Genomic DNA, 15267 nt, shown 5'->3' with positions numbered 1-15267 from the left:
CTCTGAAAAGACTGGAGCCGTCGGCACCTATTGCACAGTGACTTCCCGTACCCCGGAAAAACCAACGCTGATGGCTTTACCATTCTTGAGCTCGGTCAGACTGGTAAACCGTCCGGGACGCGACACCGTCAAGGGTTTGAAGCTGCTCACCGAGATATCACTGATAACGACTTTGCCATTGACCCCGGCCAGCAGAAAACGGCCATCAGGCAGACTCTGCACATCGCTGAGCGCCACATTGATTCCAGTGGGCAAGGGTTGCCATGTGGTGCCGCCATCCATGGATTTGAATGCCGTGCCCCGCAGGCCTGCGGCAACGAGCGTTGTCGGTGTCACCTTGATGCTGAAAAAACTCCCGGTGTAACCGGTTTCTAAACGCTCGAAACGTTGCGCCCGAGGATCCAGCTTGAAGACAACACCGCGCTCAGAAGCGATATAAACCTGCTCGCCGCTTCCAGAAATCGCCATGTAATGCAGGAACTCTGGATTGTCGGAGCGCTCCATCCAGGACTCCCAAGTTTTGCCTCCATCGTGGGTGGCGAGCAGAGTGCCAAAGGTCCCTACGGCCAAGCCGTTGTTCTCGTCGGAAAACCAGACACCCATCAGCGCCTGTTCCGGACCGTCCTGATAATTGAGCTTGACCCCTTCCTGAAAGCTGACAGCTGACTCGTCACCGGCAGCCGCCCACTTGTCAAAGTGTTCGGTCAACATCTTGCTCGCCGCCACGCCATCGAATTGCTTGACCCAATGACTTCCGCCATCACTGCTATGCAGGATCACGCCATCATGGCCGACCGCCCAACCTTGCTTTGCCGTTGGAAAATGAACGCCCAACAGATCGCTTGAGACGGGTGATGAGGCCTGGGTCCAGCTGGCGCCGGCATTGTCGGAAACAATGATCAGGCCGCGCGCTCCCACCGCGATCAATCGCTCGCCCGCCGTGGTCACACTATTGAGATGAGCACCGGCCAAATTGCCCACAGACGATGCCGGGCGCTCCAGGGGATCGGTGAAGTCGGTTTGGGCATTCACCGGGTTCGACAACCCTGTGACCAGGGCTGCCACCAGCACGAACATATAACGCACAGTTGCCATTTCATCCTCACAGCACGACTGAGCCAGGTGAGTTCGAAGAGCCGAGCACCAGGTGCTCGACTCTTCCCGGGGTTCAGCGTACGCCGGAGCCGGACAAAGCCCCCGATGAGAAGTAGTTGGCTGGGTAAGGATCTACCTTGTAGAAACCGGTCATTTTCGGTGCCCCCATCAGCGAGCCGTTGGAGTACACGTTCTTGGTCATGTCATAGAGCACGTACTGACCATTGCGATAACCGGGTTTCTCGTACTGTTGAACCGCAGGCTGGTACATCAAGTGGTGAACTTTGCCGGACTGATCCTCAGCGACGTAAGTCAGGATGCTCCAGCTGTCTTCGTCCAGATAGAAACGCTTGACCTTCTGTACGTGGCGCTCGCCAGGTTTGAGCGTTGCCTCCACTTCCCAAACACGGTGCAGCTCCCAGCGCAGGTAGTCCGGGTTCAAATGCTTGGGCGTGTTAATCGCTACAGGATCGGCCGCCCAGGTTTTGTAGGCGTTGTACGGTACGTACATCTCGCGCCGGCCCACCAGCTTGAAGTCGAACTTGTCCATCTTGCCGTCGAAGCCGTTGATCTCATCGAACAACAGCACGCCACCGCTGGAAGTACTGACCGTGTCGTACTTGAACTCAGGAGCAAGGCGTACACGACGCTGACCAGGCACATAGCTCCATGCCATGTTGTCCCGTTCGGAAGTGTTGAGGAAGGCATGACGCATCTGTTTGACGCCCGCCGATGCGGCCGGTGACATGGTATTGGCGATCAATGCCCAGAACGGCTGATTGTCCGGGACCTTGTCGATGGTGTTATCCCAGAACAGGTTACGGTTCTCGATCTTCTGAACGTTGGTCAAGGTCACGCCACCGTTGTTATCGATCAGGTAAGCCGCCTGGGTACCTTCGGAATAGGGCAGTTCAAACTTGACGCTGGCGTTCCACATGGCCTCGTAACCGTTCTTGGGAATCGGGAACGGATACTGGGCATGGGCGTTGATCAGGCCAGGTGCGGAACCGACCAGTTGCGGATTCTTCACCCGCGAAATGGTGTTGTCGTAGACCCACTTCGGATAACAGGCCGTTCGATGAGTCGGGTAAATATCCAGGCGGTAGCTGTCTGGATAGCGCTTGAACAGCTCTTGTGTACCTACGTCGAGCTTGTCTTTGTATTGCGCCATGTTGGCAGCAGTGATGCTCAACACCGGTTTTTCATTGGCGAACGGATCGACATACGGCGAGCCGCCCTTGTCACCCATGATCGGCTTGTAGCCGGCGGGCGCCGTGCACAAGCCACCTTCCCAGGAGGGAATGGTGCCATTGGCGTTGCCGGCTTTGACTGCGCCCAGCGGCGTAAGGCTGGTCCCCAGTTGTTTGATCTCTTCATCGGTGGGTGCGGCCAGAACCTGGCCTGCAAACAGAAGGCTTGCCGCCCCCCATACCATCATATTCTTGTAATTCATTGATGAACCCTCACATCAGGCAGGTAAAGGGAAGCTAATCAAAAGGTCGTCTTGTAAGTGAACGACAGCCAGCCATGGTCGTTCTGCACCGCTGCGCCGTTCGTGTAGTCACTGGTGACGTAGCCGCGAGCCGGATTGTTTTTGTAATCGGCATGCGAGTCTATCCATTTGAGGGTGAAGTTGTGCAAATTCATCCACTTGCCGCTGATACCCACCGAGTAGTTGTAAGCACCTTCGCTGGTACCACCCAGCGTCGGGCTATTGCCGTCAATGCCGTAGGCCCAGGTGACCGGCATCGATACGTCCCAGCCCGGGAACAGTTGCGGCCACTCAGGGGTGAAGCCCACTTGCGTACCGACCGAGTGATCATCTGCGCAGTTCTTGCTGTAAGCCGTCACGCAGCCATGACCACGCCCGTTATAACGCGCCTCATTTTCGGTGATTTTGTCCAGCTTGTTGTAAGTCAACTCAGCTTGAAGCGTACCTCCCTCCCAAAGGGCGGTGCGAGGGAGCAGGTAGATGCCGTTAATCAAGGCATGGTAACTGTCGCCGCGTGCCCCTTCGGCCTGGGAGTAACTGGCATCCCCCGTGGAAATCACGGTGTAACCCGCCACCGAGTTCAACGCTGTGTTTTTACGGTAGGACACTTCACCCGCCACGCTGACCGTACCGAGGTTTTTGGTGAGGCTCAGGCCATACAGCTCGGTGTCACGAGCATAGTTATAACGAATGGCGTTGGGCACACCAGCGAAACGGCCTGGCGCCACTTGCACGATACCGACCTGGGTAAAACTCCACGGCAACTTCTCACCGAACTTGCGGTAGTAGACCCCGGCGGTACCTTCCAGCCAGTAGGGGCTCCAGCGCAGGTTCACGCCGAAGTCACCGTGGCTGTCGGGCTCGATGTCATCTCCATTGGGAATCTTGAAGATCGTAGCAGCCGAACCGAGATCGGACCGTGCTCCGTCAGCATTCGAGAAGTAGGTACCACCTGGCACCAGGCGAAACGGCTTCCAGTCCAGCATGTATTGCGCACCCAACGAAAGTTCGTCAGTCAGCTGGATATCCGTGGATATTTGCTTGAGAGGCAGGAACAACTCTTTGGCTTCCGCACCAGGGCTAGTAGCAGCCTTGATGGTGTCAACCGGACCTTGGGAGTAAGCGATACTGTTACCGAGGGTAAACAGCGATTCGCCCCAGTAGACGTTGTGCTGACCGGCCTTCAGGTTGACCCCTACGCTACCGAGTTGAAACCCGGTGAACACAAAGGCATCAAGGAATTCACCGGATGGCCCGGCGATGTAGCGATTGGCATAGCCGTTGTAGTGATTGTTGTTGTAGTTGCCACTACCTACCAGGTTCGGATTGGGCTCTGCACTGTCCTGATAAGCATCGTCATACCAGCCAGCAGCACTGACGCGGAAACCATGCTTCTGCTTCCACGCGACATCCAGTTCGGTGATGAGGTCAACACGATTGGTGACCATGTCGCCTTTATCGAACTTGTGCTCCGTATCGTCGTAGAACGGCGATTTATCAAAATCGTCATTGCGCCCTTCCATCCGCCAGCCGGCGTTGTAGCGAACGGTATTGTCCCAACGGACGCTAACGTCAGGGTTGCCGGTTTCGACTTCAAACGCCAACGCTTCGTTGCCAGCAGCTGCCCCCAGCAGCAACGCAATTGAACAAGACACATAGACCGGTTTAATGGAACTGACACTTCGACCGCTAACGCTGCGTTTTGTGGTTGTTTTCACTGCCTGCCTCTCCGATTCGAATCGGTTTCTTATTTTCGGCTATGACCCTCTGCAACCGAGGGCCTAGACACTGGGCACGAAGACCAAATGACTGCAGCAAGGGCGAGCGCAAATAGAGCATTTGGCCTTGACGCTGTCAATCACGATCCTTCAGAACCGCTAAGCCACAAACTAACAGATCATCAGCTATTGGCAAGACGTTTTCTCCAGATTTTTTTTGTTACATGTTTTTTTACTTATTTATCAACATATTAATGAAACAAAAGACCTTCATCCATGAATCATTTCATTACGGAGTGACAGTTAAATACCCGTGCGGCACCGCCTGTCATGTGAGTAAACCGCAACGAAATCGTCCAAATGGACGAGTGTTTTTTCCCGGATTCACGAGCCCTCCCTCCCCATCAGTCAAATGCAACACAATAACCACTGGCATTCGAAAAATAACTGATATATTGTCAGCTTTACCGCATAACAATAACCAAGCGGCTTTTTCATGCGACCTCACCAAGCCCCCTCCGGGCAGGCGTGCGAAAAGCAAAAAAGCCAGGAGCCAGCTGATGTCCACCGCACCCTATCCGCATCTTTTCGAACCCATACGCTTGCGTAATCTAGACATTCCCAACCGCACGGTGATGGCGCCGATGTCGACTAATCTGGCCGGCCATGACGGCCAGGTAACGCCACAGCAGATCGCCTTCTATCGCGAGCGCGCTGAAGGCGGCACGGGCATGATCGTGGTGGAGTTCTGCTGTGTGGATGCTGCCAGTGGTCGCTCCGAGCACCGTCAGCTGACGCTGGAAACACCGGCGTTTGTAGCCGGGCATCAGCGCCTGGTGGAAGCCATCACCGGCGCCGGTTCAGTGGCGTGCCTGCAATTGCAGCATGGCGGCCAGGGTGCCAAACGCGAGCTGGTGACCGATGGCATGCCTTGGGCACCCAGCGATATCTCCTCGCGTTCCGACCCTTCACGCCTGGTCGCCCGCGGCATGACCGAAGCTCAAATCGAACACCTGATCGAATGCTTCGGGCGAAGTGCGGAGCTGGGCGTACTGGCCGGCTATCAAGCCTTTGAACTGCACGGCGCCCATGGCTATTTGCTGACGTCGTTCCTCTCGCCTTACAGCAACCACCGCGATGACGCCTGGGGTGGCGATGAAGAGCGTCGCTTGAACTTTCCACGCCGGGTTATCGAACGAGTACGCCAGAGCATCGGCGACCGCCCGTTGATTTATCGGCTCTCGGCAGACGAGTTCACCCCCAAGGGTCTCGATATCGACGACATGGTGCGTATCGCGCCGAAACTGGTGGCTGCCGGTGTCGACGCGCTGCATGTGTCCATGGGATTGGGCTGGACGAGTTTTGACAAGGTCATCGAGCCCATGTCGACCCCCGAAGGCTGGCGCCTGCCCTATTCGCGGCGCATCCGCGAAGCGGTCAATGTACCGGTCATCAGCGTCGGGCAGATTCGCTGGCCGCAAACGGCGGAAAACGCCATACGTGACGGTGATGCCGACATGATCGCCCTGGGTCGCCCGCTGCTGGCCGATCCCGAGTGGGCCAATAAAGCACGGCGTGATGCTGCATTGGATATACGCCCCTGCACCTCCTGTAACTATTGCGTCGCCATCAGTTCCGGCGCCCACGGCACCATCGGCTGTGCCGAGAACCCCCGCAGCGGTCATGAACTCGACCGTTTGCCTGACGCTGGCAACCTTCGCGGCCAACGCGCAGTTGTCGTCGGCGGTGGCCCTGGCGGCATGGCCGCGGCATTGATGCTGCAGCAAGCCGGTTTCGCCACCGAGCTCCATGAGAGCCGTGACGAACTCGGCGGCGGCCTGATCGCCTCGGCCGCACCGCCGTTCAAGGACAAGCTGACCTGGTACTTGAATTACCTGATTCGCCAGCTCGATAAAAGCGCCGTAAAGGTCCACCTCAACAGTCATGTCGATGCCAGCGCCCTGTCCGGACCGGGCGCACCAGCCATCGTGTTGCTGGCAATCGGCGGCAGAGCCCTGCGCCTGCCGATCAAGGGCATCGACTCAAGCCATGTACGCGACGCCTATGAGTTGCTGATGGGGCATACGCAAAACTTCCCCGCTGTCGACGACACCTTGCCATTGCTGGTTTATGGCGGCGGCGAGACGGGCTGCGAAACCGCCGAGCTCCTGAGTGAAAAAGGCTATGCCGTGGTACTGGTCAGCCGTTCGCCGGCCAAACAACTCGCGCGTTCGGCCGAGGTGATCTATCGCGGCGTGCTCAATACGCGTCTGGCCAGCAACCCCCGTATCCGCATCATCGATAACAGCAGCATCGTCGCCATTGCCGAAGACGGCCGCGTGCAATTGCAACACAACGACGGTGAACACAGTGAATTGCAGACCCTCGGCGTACTGATCGCCCAGGGACGCAGACCCGATGACACCTTGCTCAATCACTTGCTCGAGGCGGGTCTTGCCGTCGCGACCATCGGCGATGCGCGCAAGGGCGGACGCATCGGCGATGCCGTCCACGATGCCTATCAGACCGTACTCGGGCTGTGCGCCAGCGATGCGCCGCTGCGTCCGCTGGCGTGCTGATGCTCAACCGAACCGGATCTTGCCCAAGGAAACCATCATGCAACTGACGCTCTCCCCCGAGGACCTGGCCTTTCGCGAGTCGGTCCGGGCTTTTCTCAAGGACAAACTGACCGATGATGTGATTCGCCGCAGCCGCACCGGCATGCATCCGCCGAATGAAGATGACCGGCGCTGGTGGAACCGTGTGCTCAACGAGCAAGGCTGGGCCGCACCACACTGGCCAGTCGAATACGGCGGCACCGGCTGGAGCCATCTGCAGACGCACATCTTCGAGTACGAATGCAAACTGGCCGGCGCCCCGGAGCTGCGCTGGCAAGGCCTGCGCCTGCTTGCCCCGGTGCTCTACACCTACGGCAGCGAGCAACAAAAAGCACGCTACCTGCCACCGATCCTCAATGGTGATGAAATGTGGGCGCAGGGCTTCTCCGAGCCCGGTGCCGGGTCCGACCTCGCCGCACTCAAGACCAAGGGCGTGCTCGACGGCGACCACTACGTGGTCAACGGCCAGAAACTCTGGACCACTGAAGGTCAGTACTGCGAGCAAGGCTTCTTCCTGGTGCGCACGGAAAACAGTGACCGCCCGCAAAAAGGCATCTCGATGATGATCATCGACATGAAGTCACCTGGCGTCACCGTGCGGCAGATCCCGATGATCAACGGTGAAGGTTCAACCTGCGAGGTGTTCCTCGACAACGTCCGGGTCCCGCGGGAAAACATTATCGGTGAAGTCAATCAGGCTTGGTCCCAGGCCAAGTTCCTGCTGTCCAACGAGCGCACCTCCAGCGCCGACATCTATAAGGCCCGCGCTGACCTTGAGCGCATCCGCCTGATTGCCGGCGCAGAGCACAAGAATGGCTTGCCGCTGCTTCAAGATCCCGAATTCGTGCGGCGTTTCACCGGCGTACGCCTGGAGGTTGAAGCGCTGGAATGGTCAGTGCTGCGCGTGCTGCATGAGGCCCCCAGCCACCACCCCATTGTTGCCTGCGCGTCGGTACTGAAAGTGCGCGGTTCATCCCTGCAACAGAAACTCACCGAGCTGATGAGCGACGCGTTGGGACAGCGCAGTCTGCGGGTCTACAGCCGCGACGAGGCGTTTGCCGACCCGACGGGCGATCCGCTGTGGCCAGGCCATGTTCCCGGCGTCACCGCAGACCTCATGTACTTGCGCGCCTGCACCATTTTTGGCGGCGCCATGGAAGTACAAAAGAACATCATTGCCAAACTGGCTTTCGGGTTTTGACCATGAATTTCGAACTCACTGATGAACACAAGCTGTTGGCCGAAAGTGCCGAGCGCTACATGCGCGAACGCTATGTATTCGAAGAGCGTCGCCACACCGTTACCAGCGGTGCCCATTTCTCACGCAAACACTGGCAGCAATTCGCCGACATGGGCTGGCTGGCGCTGGACATCGCCGAAGCAGACGGTGGCGTGGGCGCCAGCAGTTTCGAGCTGACGCAGTTGATGGAACCCCTGGGACATGGCCTGCTGCTCGAGCCGGTGGTCGACACCGCCGTGCTCTGCGCCAGCATTCTCGGCACAAGTGACAATACCGGCGAACGCCAGCGTCTGCTTGAATCGATTGCCACCGGTGAAACCGTGATGGCCCTCGCCCATCAGGAACAAGACGCTCGCAATGAATACCAGGTGCAACTGCACAGTAGCGCCCGACGTGTCGCCGATGGCTGGGCCTTGAATGGCCAAAAGCACCGCGTATTCCATGGCGGCGTAGCGGACAGCTTTCTGGTGAGCGCCATCCTTGAAGACAGCAACGAAACGGCGCTGTTCGTGGTCGACCGTGCGGCTGTGGGGATGACGGCCAACACCTACGAACTGATCGACGGCAGCCGCGCCGCAGATCTGCATTTGCAAGACGTACAGGTCACCGATGCGAACCTGTTGTTGCGCGGCGCGGCCGTGCAGCAAGCCATTGAAGCCGGACTCGACCGCGCCATTCTGGCGCTGTGTGCTGCCAGCGTTGGCTCCATGGAAGCGGTCATGGCCATGACCGCTGACTACCTCAAGACACGCGTTCAATACGGCAAGCCTCTGGCGCAATTCCAGGCCCTGCAACATCGCATGGCGGAGATGTTCGTGGAAACCGACCAGGCCAGGTCCATGTTGTTCAGCGCGATCAATGCGTTTGACTCAGGGGACGTCGAGACCCGGCGCCAGGCAGTGTCCGGCGCAAAGGTATTCATTGCCCGCGCCCACTATTTCGTTGCCAGCCAAGGCATTCAGTTGCATGGCGGTATCGGCACCACCGACGAGTATGCGGTCGGCCATCACTACAAGGCAGCCGTACTTTTCGAAAAGCGTTTTGGCGACAGCGATTTCCACCTGACCCGTGCTGCCGGCAACCTGCAACAACCCATCGGAGGCGCTTTGTATGCGTGATTATCTGCCACTGTCTTTCGCCGATGACCTGGAACAACGCGCTCGCTTTTATCGCAATGACCCGGCTTATATTCTGGGCGAGAAAAGCATCAGCCACGGCGAGCTGCTGTCCAGCGCGAAACTGATCGGCTCGGCCTTGCATAATGCCGGGTTGCGGCATCAGGATCGGGTCGGGATCCTCTCGATGAATTCGATTGAATTTGGCGAAATCATGGCTGCCACGCAATGGGCCGGCTATATCCTCGCACCCGTCAATTTCCGGTTGGCCCCGGCTGAGATCGCCAGCATTGTCCTTGATGGCTCGCCTCGGCTGTTCTTTTTCGAAGCGCAGTATTTACCGATCATGGAGCAGTTGCGCCATGAAATGCCGTCGGTGGAGACCTTTGTCTGCATCAATGGCGAGAGCGACTGGGCAATCGACTATGAAGACTTCATCGCCACTGGCGATCCGCTCGGTCCACCGATCCGCGCTACCGAAGAAGACATCTGCTGCCTGATCTACACCAGCGGTACCACTGGAAAACCCAAAGGCGTGATCTGGGGCCACCGCGAGTATCGGCAGTTGGTTCAGGTCGATACCTGGTTGATCGACATGCAGCAACCGGACGTCACCCTGATCGTCATGCCCATGTTTCATTTGGGTGGCATGGTCATCAGCCTGTCGCAGCACGTTCGTGGCGGCGCAGCCTATCTTCAGCGTCAGTTCGAGCCCCTAGATGTGCTCAAGGCCATCGAGAAGGAGCGCTTGAGCATCCTGCTGCTGGCACCGACCATGGTGCAGATGGTGCTCGAGCACCCTTACGTGACTCAGGCCGACCTCTCCAGCGTACGCACCATCATTTACTCCGCGGCCCCCATGCCGGTGCCGGTACTGAAAAAAGCCATCGATGTGTTCAATGGCTGCAACTTCGTCAACCTGTTCGGCCAGAGTGAAATCTGCATGTTCTCGTTGTCGTCGGCCCAACACCGACCCGATGGCACTGAACAGGAGCGCAAGCGCCTGGGCTCGGTGGGCAAGCCCTACCCTAACCTTCTGGCCAAGGTGGTCGATGAGGACGGTAACGAGTGCCCGCCAAACCAGCCCGGGGAAATCCTCGCCAAGAGCAGCGCGATGTTCCGCGGTTACTGGAACAACAATGCCGCCACCCTGCAGACCCTGCGTGATGGCTGGTGCCATACCGGTGACATGGGTCGCTTCGATGAGGATGGTTTCCTGTACCTGGTCGATCGCAAGAAAGACATGATCATTACCGGTGGCGAAAACGTCTATTCACGGGAAGTCGAAGAAGCCCTGCTGCAACACGCTGTGGTATCCGAATGCGCCGTAATTGGCATTCCCGATGCCAAATGGGGTGAAAGTGTCTGTGCGGTCATCACCTTCAAACAGGGAGAAAGCACCAGCGAAGACGCCCTTATCGAGCACACGCGGTCACTGATTGCCAGTTACAAGAAGCCGAAAAAAATCATTGTGGTCGATGCGCTGCCCAAGCTGGTCACCGGCAAGGTCAACAAGATCGAACTGCGCAAGCTCTACGCACAACCGAACTGAAACAAGGCGAGGTTGCCATGAACTTGAACGTATCCGAAGAGCAGCAAATGTTGCTCAACTCCGTCACCCGCCTTTTCAGCGTTGAGTCCAGCCCTGCACGCGTGCGCGCTGCAGAAGCCCGCGGGTTCGACGCTGACCTGTGGCGGCAACTGGTGGATTTCGGTATCACCACCATGCGCATTCCGGCGTCCGCCGGCGGTTCCAACATGGGACTGTTGGAGGCCGTGCTGGTTGCCGAGGAAGCCGGACGCCATCTGGTCTCGGTGCCTCTGGCCGAATCGCTGCCGGCAGCGCGCCTGCTGGCACAGCTCGACAGCCCGGCCGCAACAGCGCTGCTCGATCAGGCCAAACAGGGAGAGCTAATCACGCTCGCCCCGCAGCCCTACGGCGCGGGGCGATCCATTGCTCTGCCGGGAGCCAATGCCGCGATTGCCGTGCTTGTTCGTCGGGGCGATGCCATTCTGGCGCTGACGGGTCTGGCGGCAAAACCGCCAAGCGCCAATCTTGGCGCCGATAACCTGCAGATACTGGCCGCCGATGACCACACGGTCGAGAGCCACATAATCGCCAGCGGTGCCGAGTCCTGCCGCGCTTTCGAGCAAGCCGTGGAAGAATGGAAACTGCTCAAGGCAGCCATGCTGATGGGCCTTGCCCATCAGGCATTGAAGTTGGCCGCTGCTTATTCATGCGAACGCCAGCAGTTCGGTCGGGCTATCGGCGGCTTTCAGGGTATCGCCCATCCACTGGCCGATGCCCTGACCGAAATCGAGGGCGGCCAACTGCTGGTACGACATGCGGTCTGGAGCATCGCGCGGCAGCAACCCGACGCGGCTGCATTGGTCTCGATGGCCTGGTGGTGGTCAACGCAATCTGCCGGGCGTGCAGTGGCCCGTGCGCTGCATACTTTCGGTGGCTACGGCGTTTCGCTCGAATACGACGTGCAATTGTATTACCGCCGGGCGAAAGCCTGGGGGATGCTCAATGGCGACCCGCAGCTTGAGCTGGACAGGGTTGCCGCACGCTTGTGGAGTGACGGTCACACCGTCGCCCTGCCAGAGGTCGGTGAGGTCAATCTGGAATTCGGCCACGGGCCGCAGGCTGCCCTGTTCGCCGAAGAGGTTCGAGCGTTTTTCCGCACACATCTGACCGAAGAATTGAAAGCTTACGCCCATCATTCGGTCGATGGCTACCATGCCGGCTTTAACCGCATGCTGGCCGATGCAGGCCTGCTGTTTCCTCATTGGCCTGCCGAATTCGGTGGCCGAGGCAAAAACGCTTTTGACATGGCCGCCTTGCAGGAAGTGTTCGAAGCGCACAACTGGCAGCGCATCACCACCCCGATCACCAACCAGGTAGCGCAGATCGTCATGCGCTTCGCCAGCGACGAAGTCAAAGCAGAAGCCCTGCCCCGCTTTGCCAGTGGCGAAGCGTTGGCTTGCCTGGGCTTCAGCGAGCCGTCGTGCGGCTCCGACGTTTTTGCCGCGAAGACACGTGCCACGCGCACCCTTGACGGCAACTGGGTCATCAACGGGCAGAAGATGTTCACTACCGCCGCCAACCTTGCGGACTATGTCTTCCTGTTGGTACGAACCAACTCCGATGTGCCCAAGCACGCAGGCCTGACGCTGTTCCTGGTGCCAATGGACTTGCCGGGCATCGAAGTCCATCCGGTGCATACCCTGCAGGATGAGCGCACCAACATCACCTACTTGAGCGAAGTTGTCGTCGCCGATCGCTATCGGATCGGTGAAATTGACGGTGGCACCGCTGTCATGGCCGCGACCCTGGAGCTGGAGCACGGCGGTGATCAGTACCGCATCAGTTTCGAAAACATGTACAAGCATGCACTGCAATGGGCGCAATCCACTCGGCGCGATGGCCACCCCATGTTGGCAAATGCCGATGTACAACGGCGACTGGCACGTGTGGCGGTACACACGACCATTGCCCGCGACCTGTGCTACCGGACCATTTGGGGCGTACAGGAGCAAGTGCCTGGCCGCGCCGCCTTCGGGCCGATGTCGAAACTGTTCTCCACTGAACAGTACCAGCGTGATGCGCTCGACTTGATGGACCTCTGCGCACCCGACACCTTGCTGCAATCAAACACCGGGCTGGGGCATGTAGAGCTGGGCTATCGGCAGTCGATCGGCATGACTATCTACGGCGGTACCAGCGAGATCCATCGCAGCCTGATTGCCGAACAGGCACTCGGCATGCCGCGCTCCAGGACCTGAGGATCCACAGATGCCGCGCTTGCAGCTTGAGCTTCCGGAAGAATCTTTCTGCTTTAGCACAACGTTCAGGGTGCGCATGAGCGAAATCAATGCTGGAAATCACCTGGGCAACGACAGGCTGATTTCCTTGATTTCGGATGCGCGTACGCTGTTTCTGTGCCACTACGGCATGCCACCCGAGGATGTCGCTAACAGTCGCCACGGTACGCTGATCACCGATCTGGCAACCATTTATAAGGCGCCCGCATATTTCAATGATCAATTGCTTATAGAAGTGGGGGTGACGGACCTGAACACCTATGGAGGGGATTTTATTTATCGCATTACACGCAAGCACGACGCGCGCGTGATTGCACTGGCAAAGAATGGCTTCGTTTTCTTCGATTTTGTCGCTTCGAAAGTCGTGGAAGTACCTACTGAGTTCAAGGAGCGCTTCAGTACTCACTTACAACATTGACCCCTACTACAGCGAGATCGCAGGTCTGTGCAGCCTGCGACCTCGCCATTTTCAAACCCCTCTGAAATTGGGTGGGCGCTTGCTCATGAACGCATCGACTGCTTCGCGATGGTCCTGGGTCAGGTACAACGCCGCCTGGTTATCCATCTCGTAGCCCAGCGCCTCATCAAGAGTGCCCATGCCACGAGACAATGCAGAGCGTACCAGCGCCACAGAAAGCGGCGCGTGAGCAGTAAAGCTTTGCGCCAGGCTGACTGCCGTAGGCAACAAATCGTCGTCTTCGGACACCAGAGTATCGATTATCCCTAGCTTCAATCCTTCCTCGGCTTCGACCACCGCTGCGCTATAGAACAACCGTCGCGCCTGCGCCACACCAATGCGCTGTGGAAGACTCCAGAGCAATCCAAGGTCCGGAACCAACCCTACCTTGGCAAAGGATGAAACGAACTTGGCGCTTGGTGCTGCCACGACATAGTCGGCAGCAGCTGCCAATGAAAACCCGGCGCCCGCGGCATAACCTTGCACCGCGGCGATCACCGGTTTGTTGCCAGAAACCATCGCCTTGACCACCCGATGCCCGAGCACCATCCGTCCACGACCGACGGGTAGCGGACGCTCGGCCGACATGCCGGAAACATCGCCACCGGAACAAAAATGCCCATTGGCGCCGTTGATCACAATGGCCCGGCACTCCACGTCATCGTTCAGTGCCTCAAGGCAATCGGCGAGAACGGTGAGCAAGTCACGGGACAAGGCGTTTCGAGTCTTGGCATTGTTCAACGTCACAACCGCCACGGCACCGTGGCGTTCCAGCAAAACCAGGTCATTCATAGTTGGCTCCATTGGCAAGAAGGCCGCGCAATAGCGCGATCAGCGCGAGAGGCTGGTCGATCATCATGTGATGGTGGGCACCGGGTATTGCGAACGGACCGCGCCCATCGGGAAGGTCCGCCACGATGCGCTCGGCCATGGCCCTGGACACGATTGCGCTGTGCTCGCCATAGACGAAATCCACCGGTCGGTTGACCCTGGGCAGCAAGCTCGCTGCCAACTCCTCCTGCGCGACCCCGGAGGGCATCATCGGGTCGAACTTCCAGCACAGGCCTTGTTCATGCTCGACCAATGAATGCCGGGCAATGTGATCGACGATGTACGGCAAGGCAACAGGCTGTTCCGGCAACAGGCGATAACGCCCCAGCGCCGTCGCCTGGTCCGGGTAAAAACGTCGTGGTGCGGGTTTGACTGGATCGAACGGCGGAATGTCCTCGGGATAAACCACCAGAGCATCGAGAATGATCAGCCGTTGAAAAAGATCAGGGCGATCGGCACAGGCACGCATCACCCGCGCTCCCCCGTAGCTGTGACCTACGGCAATGACCGGCCCCAGGCCAGCCTGTTCAATAAAGCCAACGATATCGGCCGCCGCGATCTGAAACGGGTAATCCGAACGATGACCGCTGTCACCCATCCCGGACAGATCGAGGGCGACAACCCGGTAGTGTTCGGCGAAAAACGGCGCTATGCAGTCCCACCAATGGGCATGCGCACGCAAACCATGCACAAACAGCAACACCGGCTTGTCAGCATTGAGTGGCGACCAGCTCAGGTAATGAAGCTCGATACCCTCGACGTTGACGCGATGTGATTGTCCCGCCTGGGCGATAGCCCGGCTAAACCAGCTGGGCACCTCCTGGGCGCGGCGACCTAAGGCAGCCTGGGCGAAAGAGGCGCTCAGCATGGTCG

At 58.5% G+C, this 15267-nt stretch carries 11 protein-coding genes; 6 read left to right on the top strand and 5 right to left on the bottom strand.

Annotated elements, in window-relative coordinates; all coding sequences use genetic code 11:
• Window positions 1-27 precede the first annotated feature (27 nt).
• The 3 genes from BLV61_RS28620 to BLV61_RS28610 all read right to left on the bottom strand — a co-directional run bounded on the left by BLV61_RS28620 (window position 28) and on the right by BLV61_RS28610 (window position 4305).
• A complete protein-coding gene (locus BLV61_RS28620) occupies window positions 28-1095 on the bottom strand; it encodes a WD40/YVTN/BNR-like repeat-containing protein (protein WP_090469084.1) in 1068 nt (355 codons plus the stop codon).
• 73 nt (window positions 1096-1168) lie between these two features.
• The gene (locus BLV61_RS28615) at window positions 1169-2548 is read right to left on the bottom strand and encodes a DUF1329 domain-containing protein (protein WP_090469080.1); all 1380 of its coding nucleotides are present in this window, start codon (window positions 2546-2548) and stop codon (window positions 1169-1171) included.
• 38 nt (window positions 2549-2586) lie between these two features.
• Window positions 2587-4305: a DUF1302 domain-containing protein gene (locus BLV61_RS28610; RefSeq protein WP_244159937.1), complete on the bottom strand. Its 1719-nt coding sequence runs from the start codon at window positions 4303-4305 to the stop codon at window positions 2587-2589.
• Between the two features lie 560 nt (window positions 4306-4865).
• On the opposite strand from BLV61_RS28610, the gene BLV61_RS28605 reads away from it, so the two are divergent.
• The 6 genes from BLV61_RS28605 to BLV61_RS28580 are packed head-to-tail and all read left to right on the top strand — an operon-like array spanning window position 4866 to window position 13524.
• Window positions 4866-6884 (top strand): oxidoreductase, encoded by a 2019-nt coding sequence (locus BLV61_RS28605; RefSeq protein WP_090469077.1) that lies wholly within the window; start codon window positions 4866-4868, stop codon window positions 6882-6884.
• 37 nt (window positions 6885-6921) lie between these two features.
• The gene (locus BLV61_RS28600; RefSeq protein ID WP_090470029.1) at window positions 6922-8124 is read left to right on the top strand and encodes an acyl-CoA dehydrogenase family protein; all 1203 of its coding nucleotides are present in this window, start codon (window positions 6922-6924) and stop codon (window positions 8122-8124) included.
• A 2-nt stretch (window positions 8125-8126) separates the two neighbouring features.
• Complete coding sequence (locus tag BLV61_RS28595; protein WP_090469074.1) at window positions 8127-9281, top strand: acyl-CoA dehydrogenase family protein; 1155 nt, start codon at window positions 8127-8129, stop codon at window positions 9279-9281.
• Window positions 9274-10830, top strand: coding sequence for a class I adenylate-forming enzyme family protein (locus tag BLV61_RS28590; RefSeq protein ID WP_090469070.1), 1557 nt, complete (start codon window positions 9274-9276; stop codon window positions 10828-10830). Before BLV61_RS28595 ends, BLV61_RS28590 begins: the two co-directional genes overlap by 8 nt.
• 17 nt (window positions 10831-10847) lie before the next feature.
• On the top strand, window positions 10848-13067 hold the full coding sequence (locus tag BLV61_RS28585; protein WP_090469067.1) for an acyl-CoA dehydrogenase family protein: 2220 nt from the start codon (window positions 10848-10850) through the stop codon (window positions 13065-13067).
• 10 nt (window positions 13068-13077) lie between these two features.
• On the top strand, window positions 13078-13524 hold the full coding sequence (locus BLV61_RS28580; protein ID WP_090469064.1) for an acyl-CoA thioesterase: 447 nt from the start codon (window positions 13078-13080) through the stop codon (window positions 13522-13524).
• A 51-nt stretch (window positions 13525-13575) separates the two neighbouring features.
• Here BLV61_RS28580 and BLV61_RS28575 read toward each other — a convergent pair whose 3' ends face one another.
• Window positions 13576-14355: an enoyl-CoA hydratase/isomerase family protein gene (locus BLV61_RS28575; RefSeq protein ID WP_090469062.1), complete on the bottom strand. Its 780-nt coding sequence runs from the start codon at window positions 14353-14355 to the stop codon at window positions 13576-13578.
• On the bottom strand, window positions 14348-15262 hold the full coding sequence (locus tag BLV61_RS28570; protein WP_090469060.1) for an alpha/beta fold hydrolase: 915 nt from the start codon (window positions 15260-15262) through the stop codon (window positions 14348-14350). The genes BLV61_RS28575 and BLV61_RS28570 overlap by 8 nt, the downstream gene beginning before the upstream one ends.
• Between the last annotated feature and the right edge of the window lie 5 nt (window positions 15263-15267).

The organism is Pseudomonas mohnii (genome assembly GCF_900105115.1).
GTDB classification, from domain to species: Bacteria; Pseudomonadota; Gammaproteobacteria; order Pseudomonadales; family Pseudomonadaceae; genus Aquipseudomonas; species Aquipseudomonas mohnii.
This window is presented reverse-complemented; position numbering and strand designations above follow the sequence as displayed.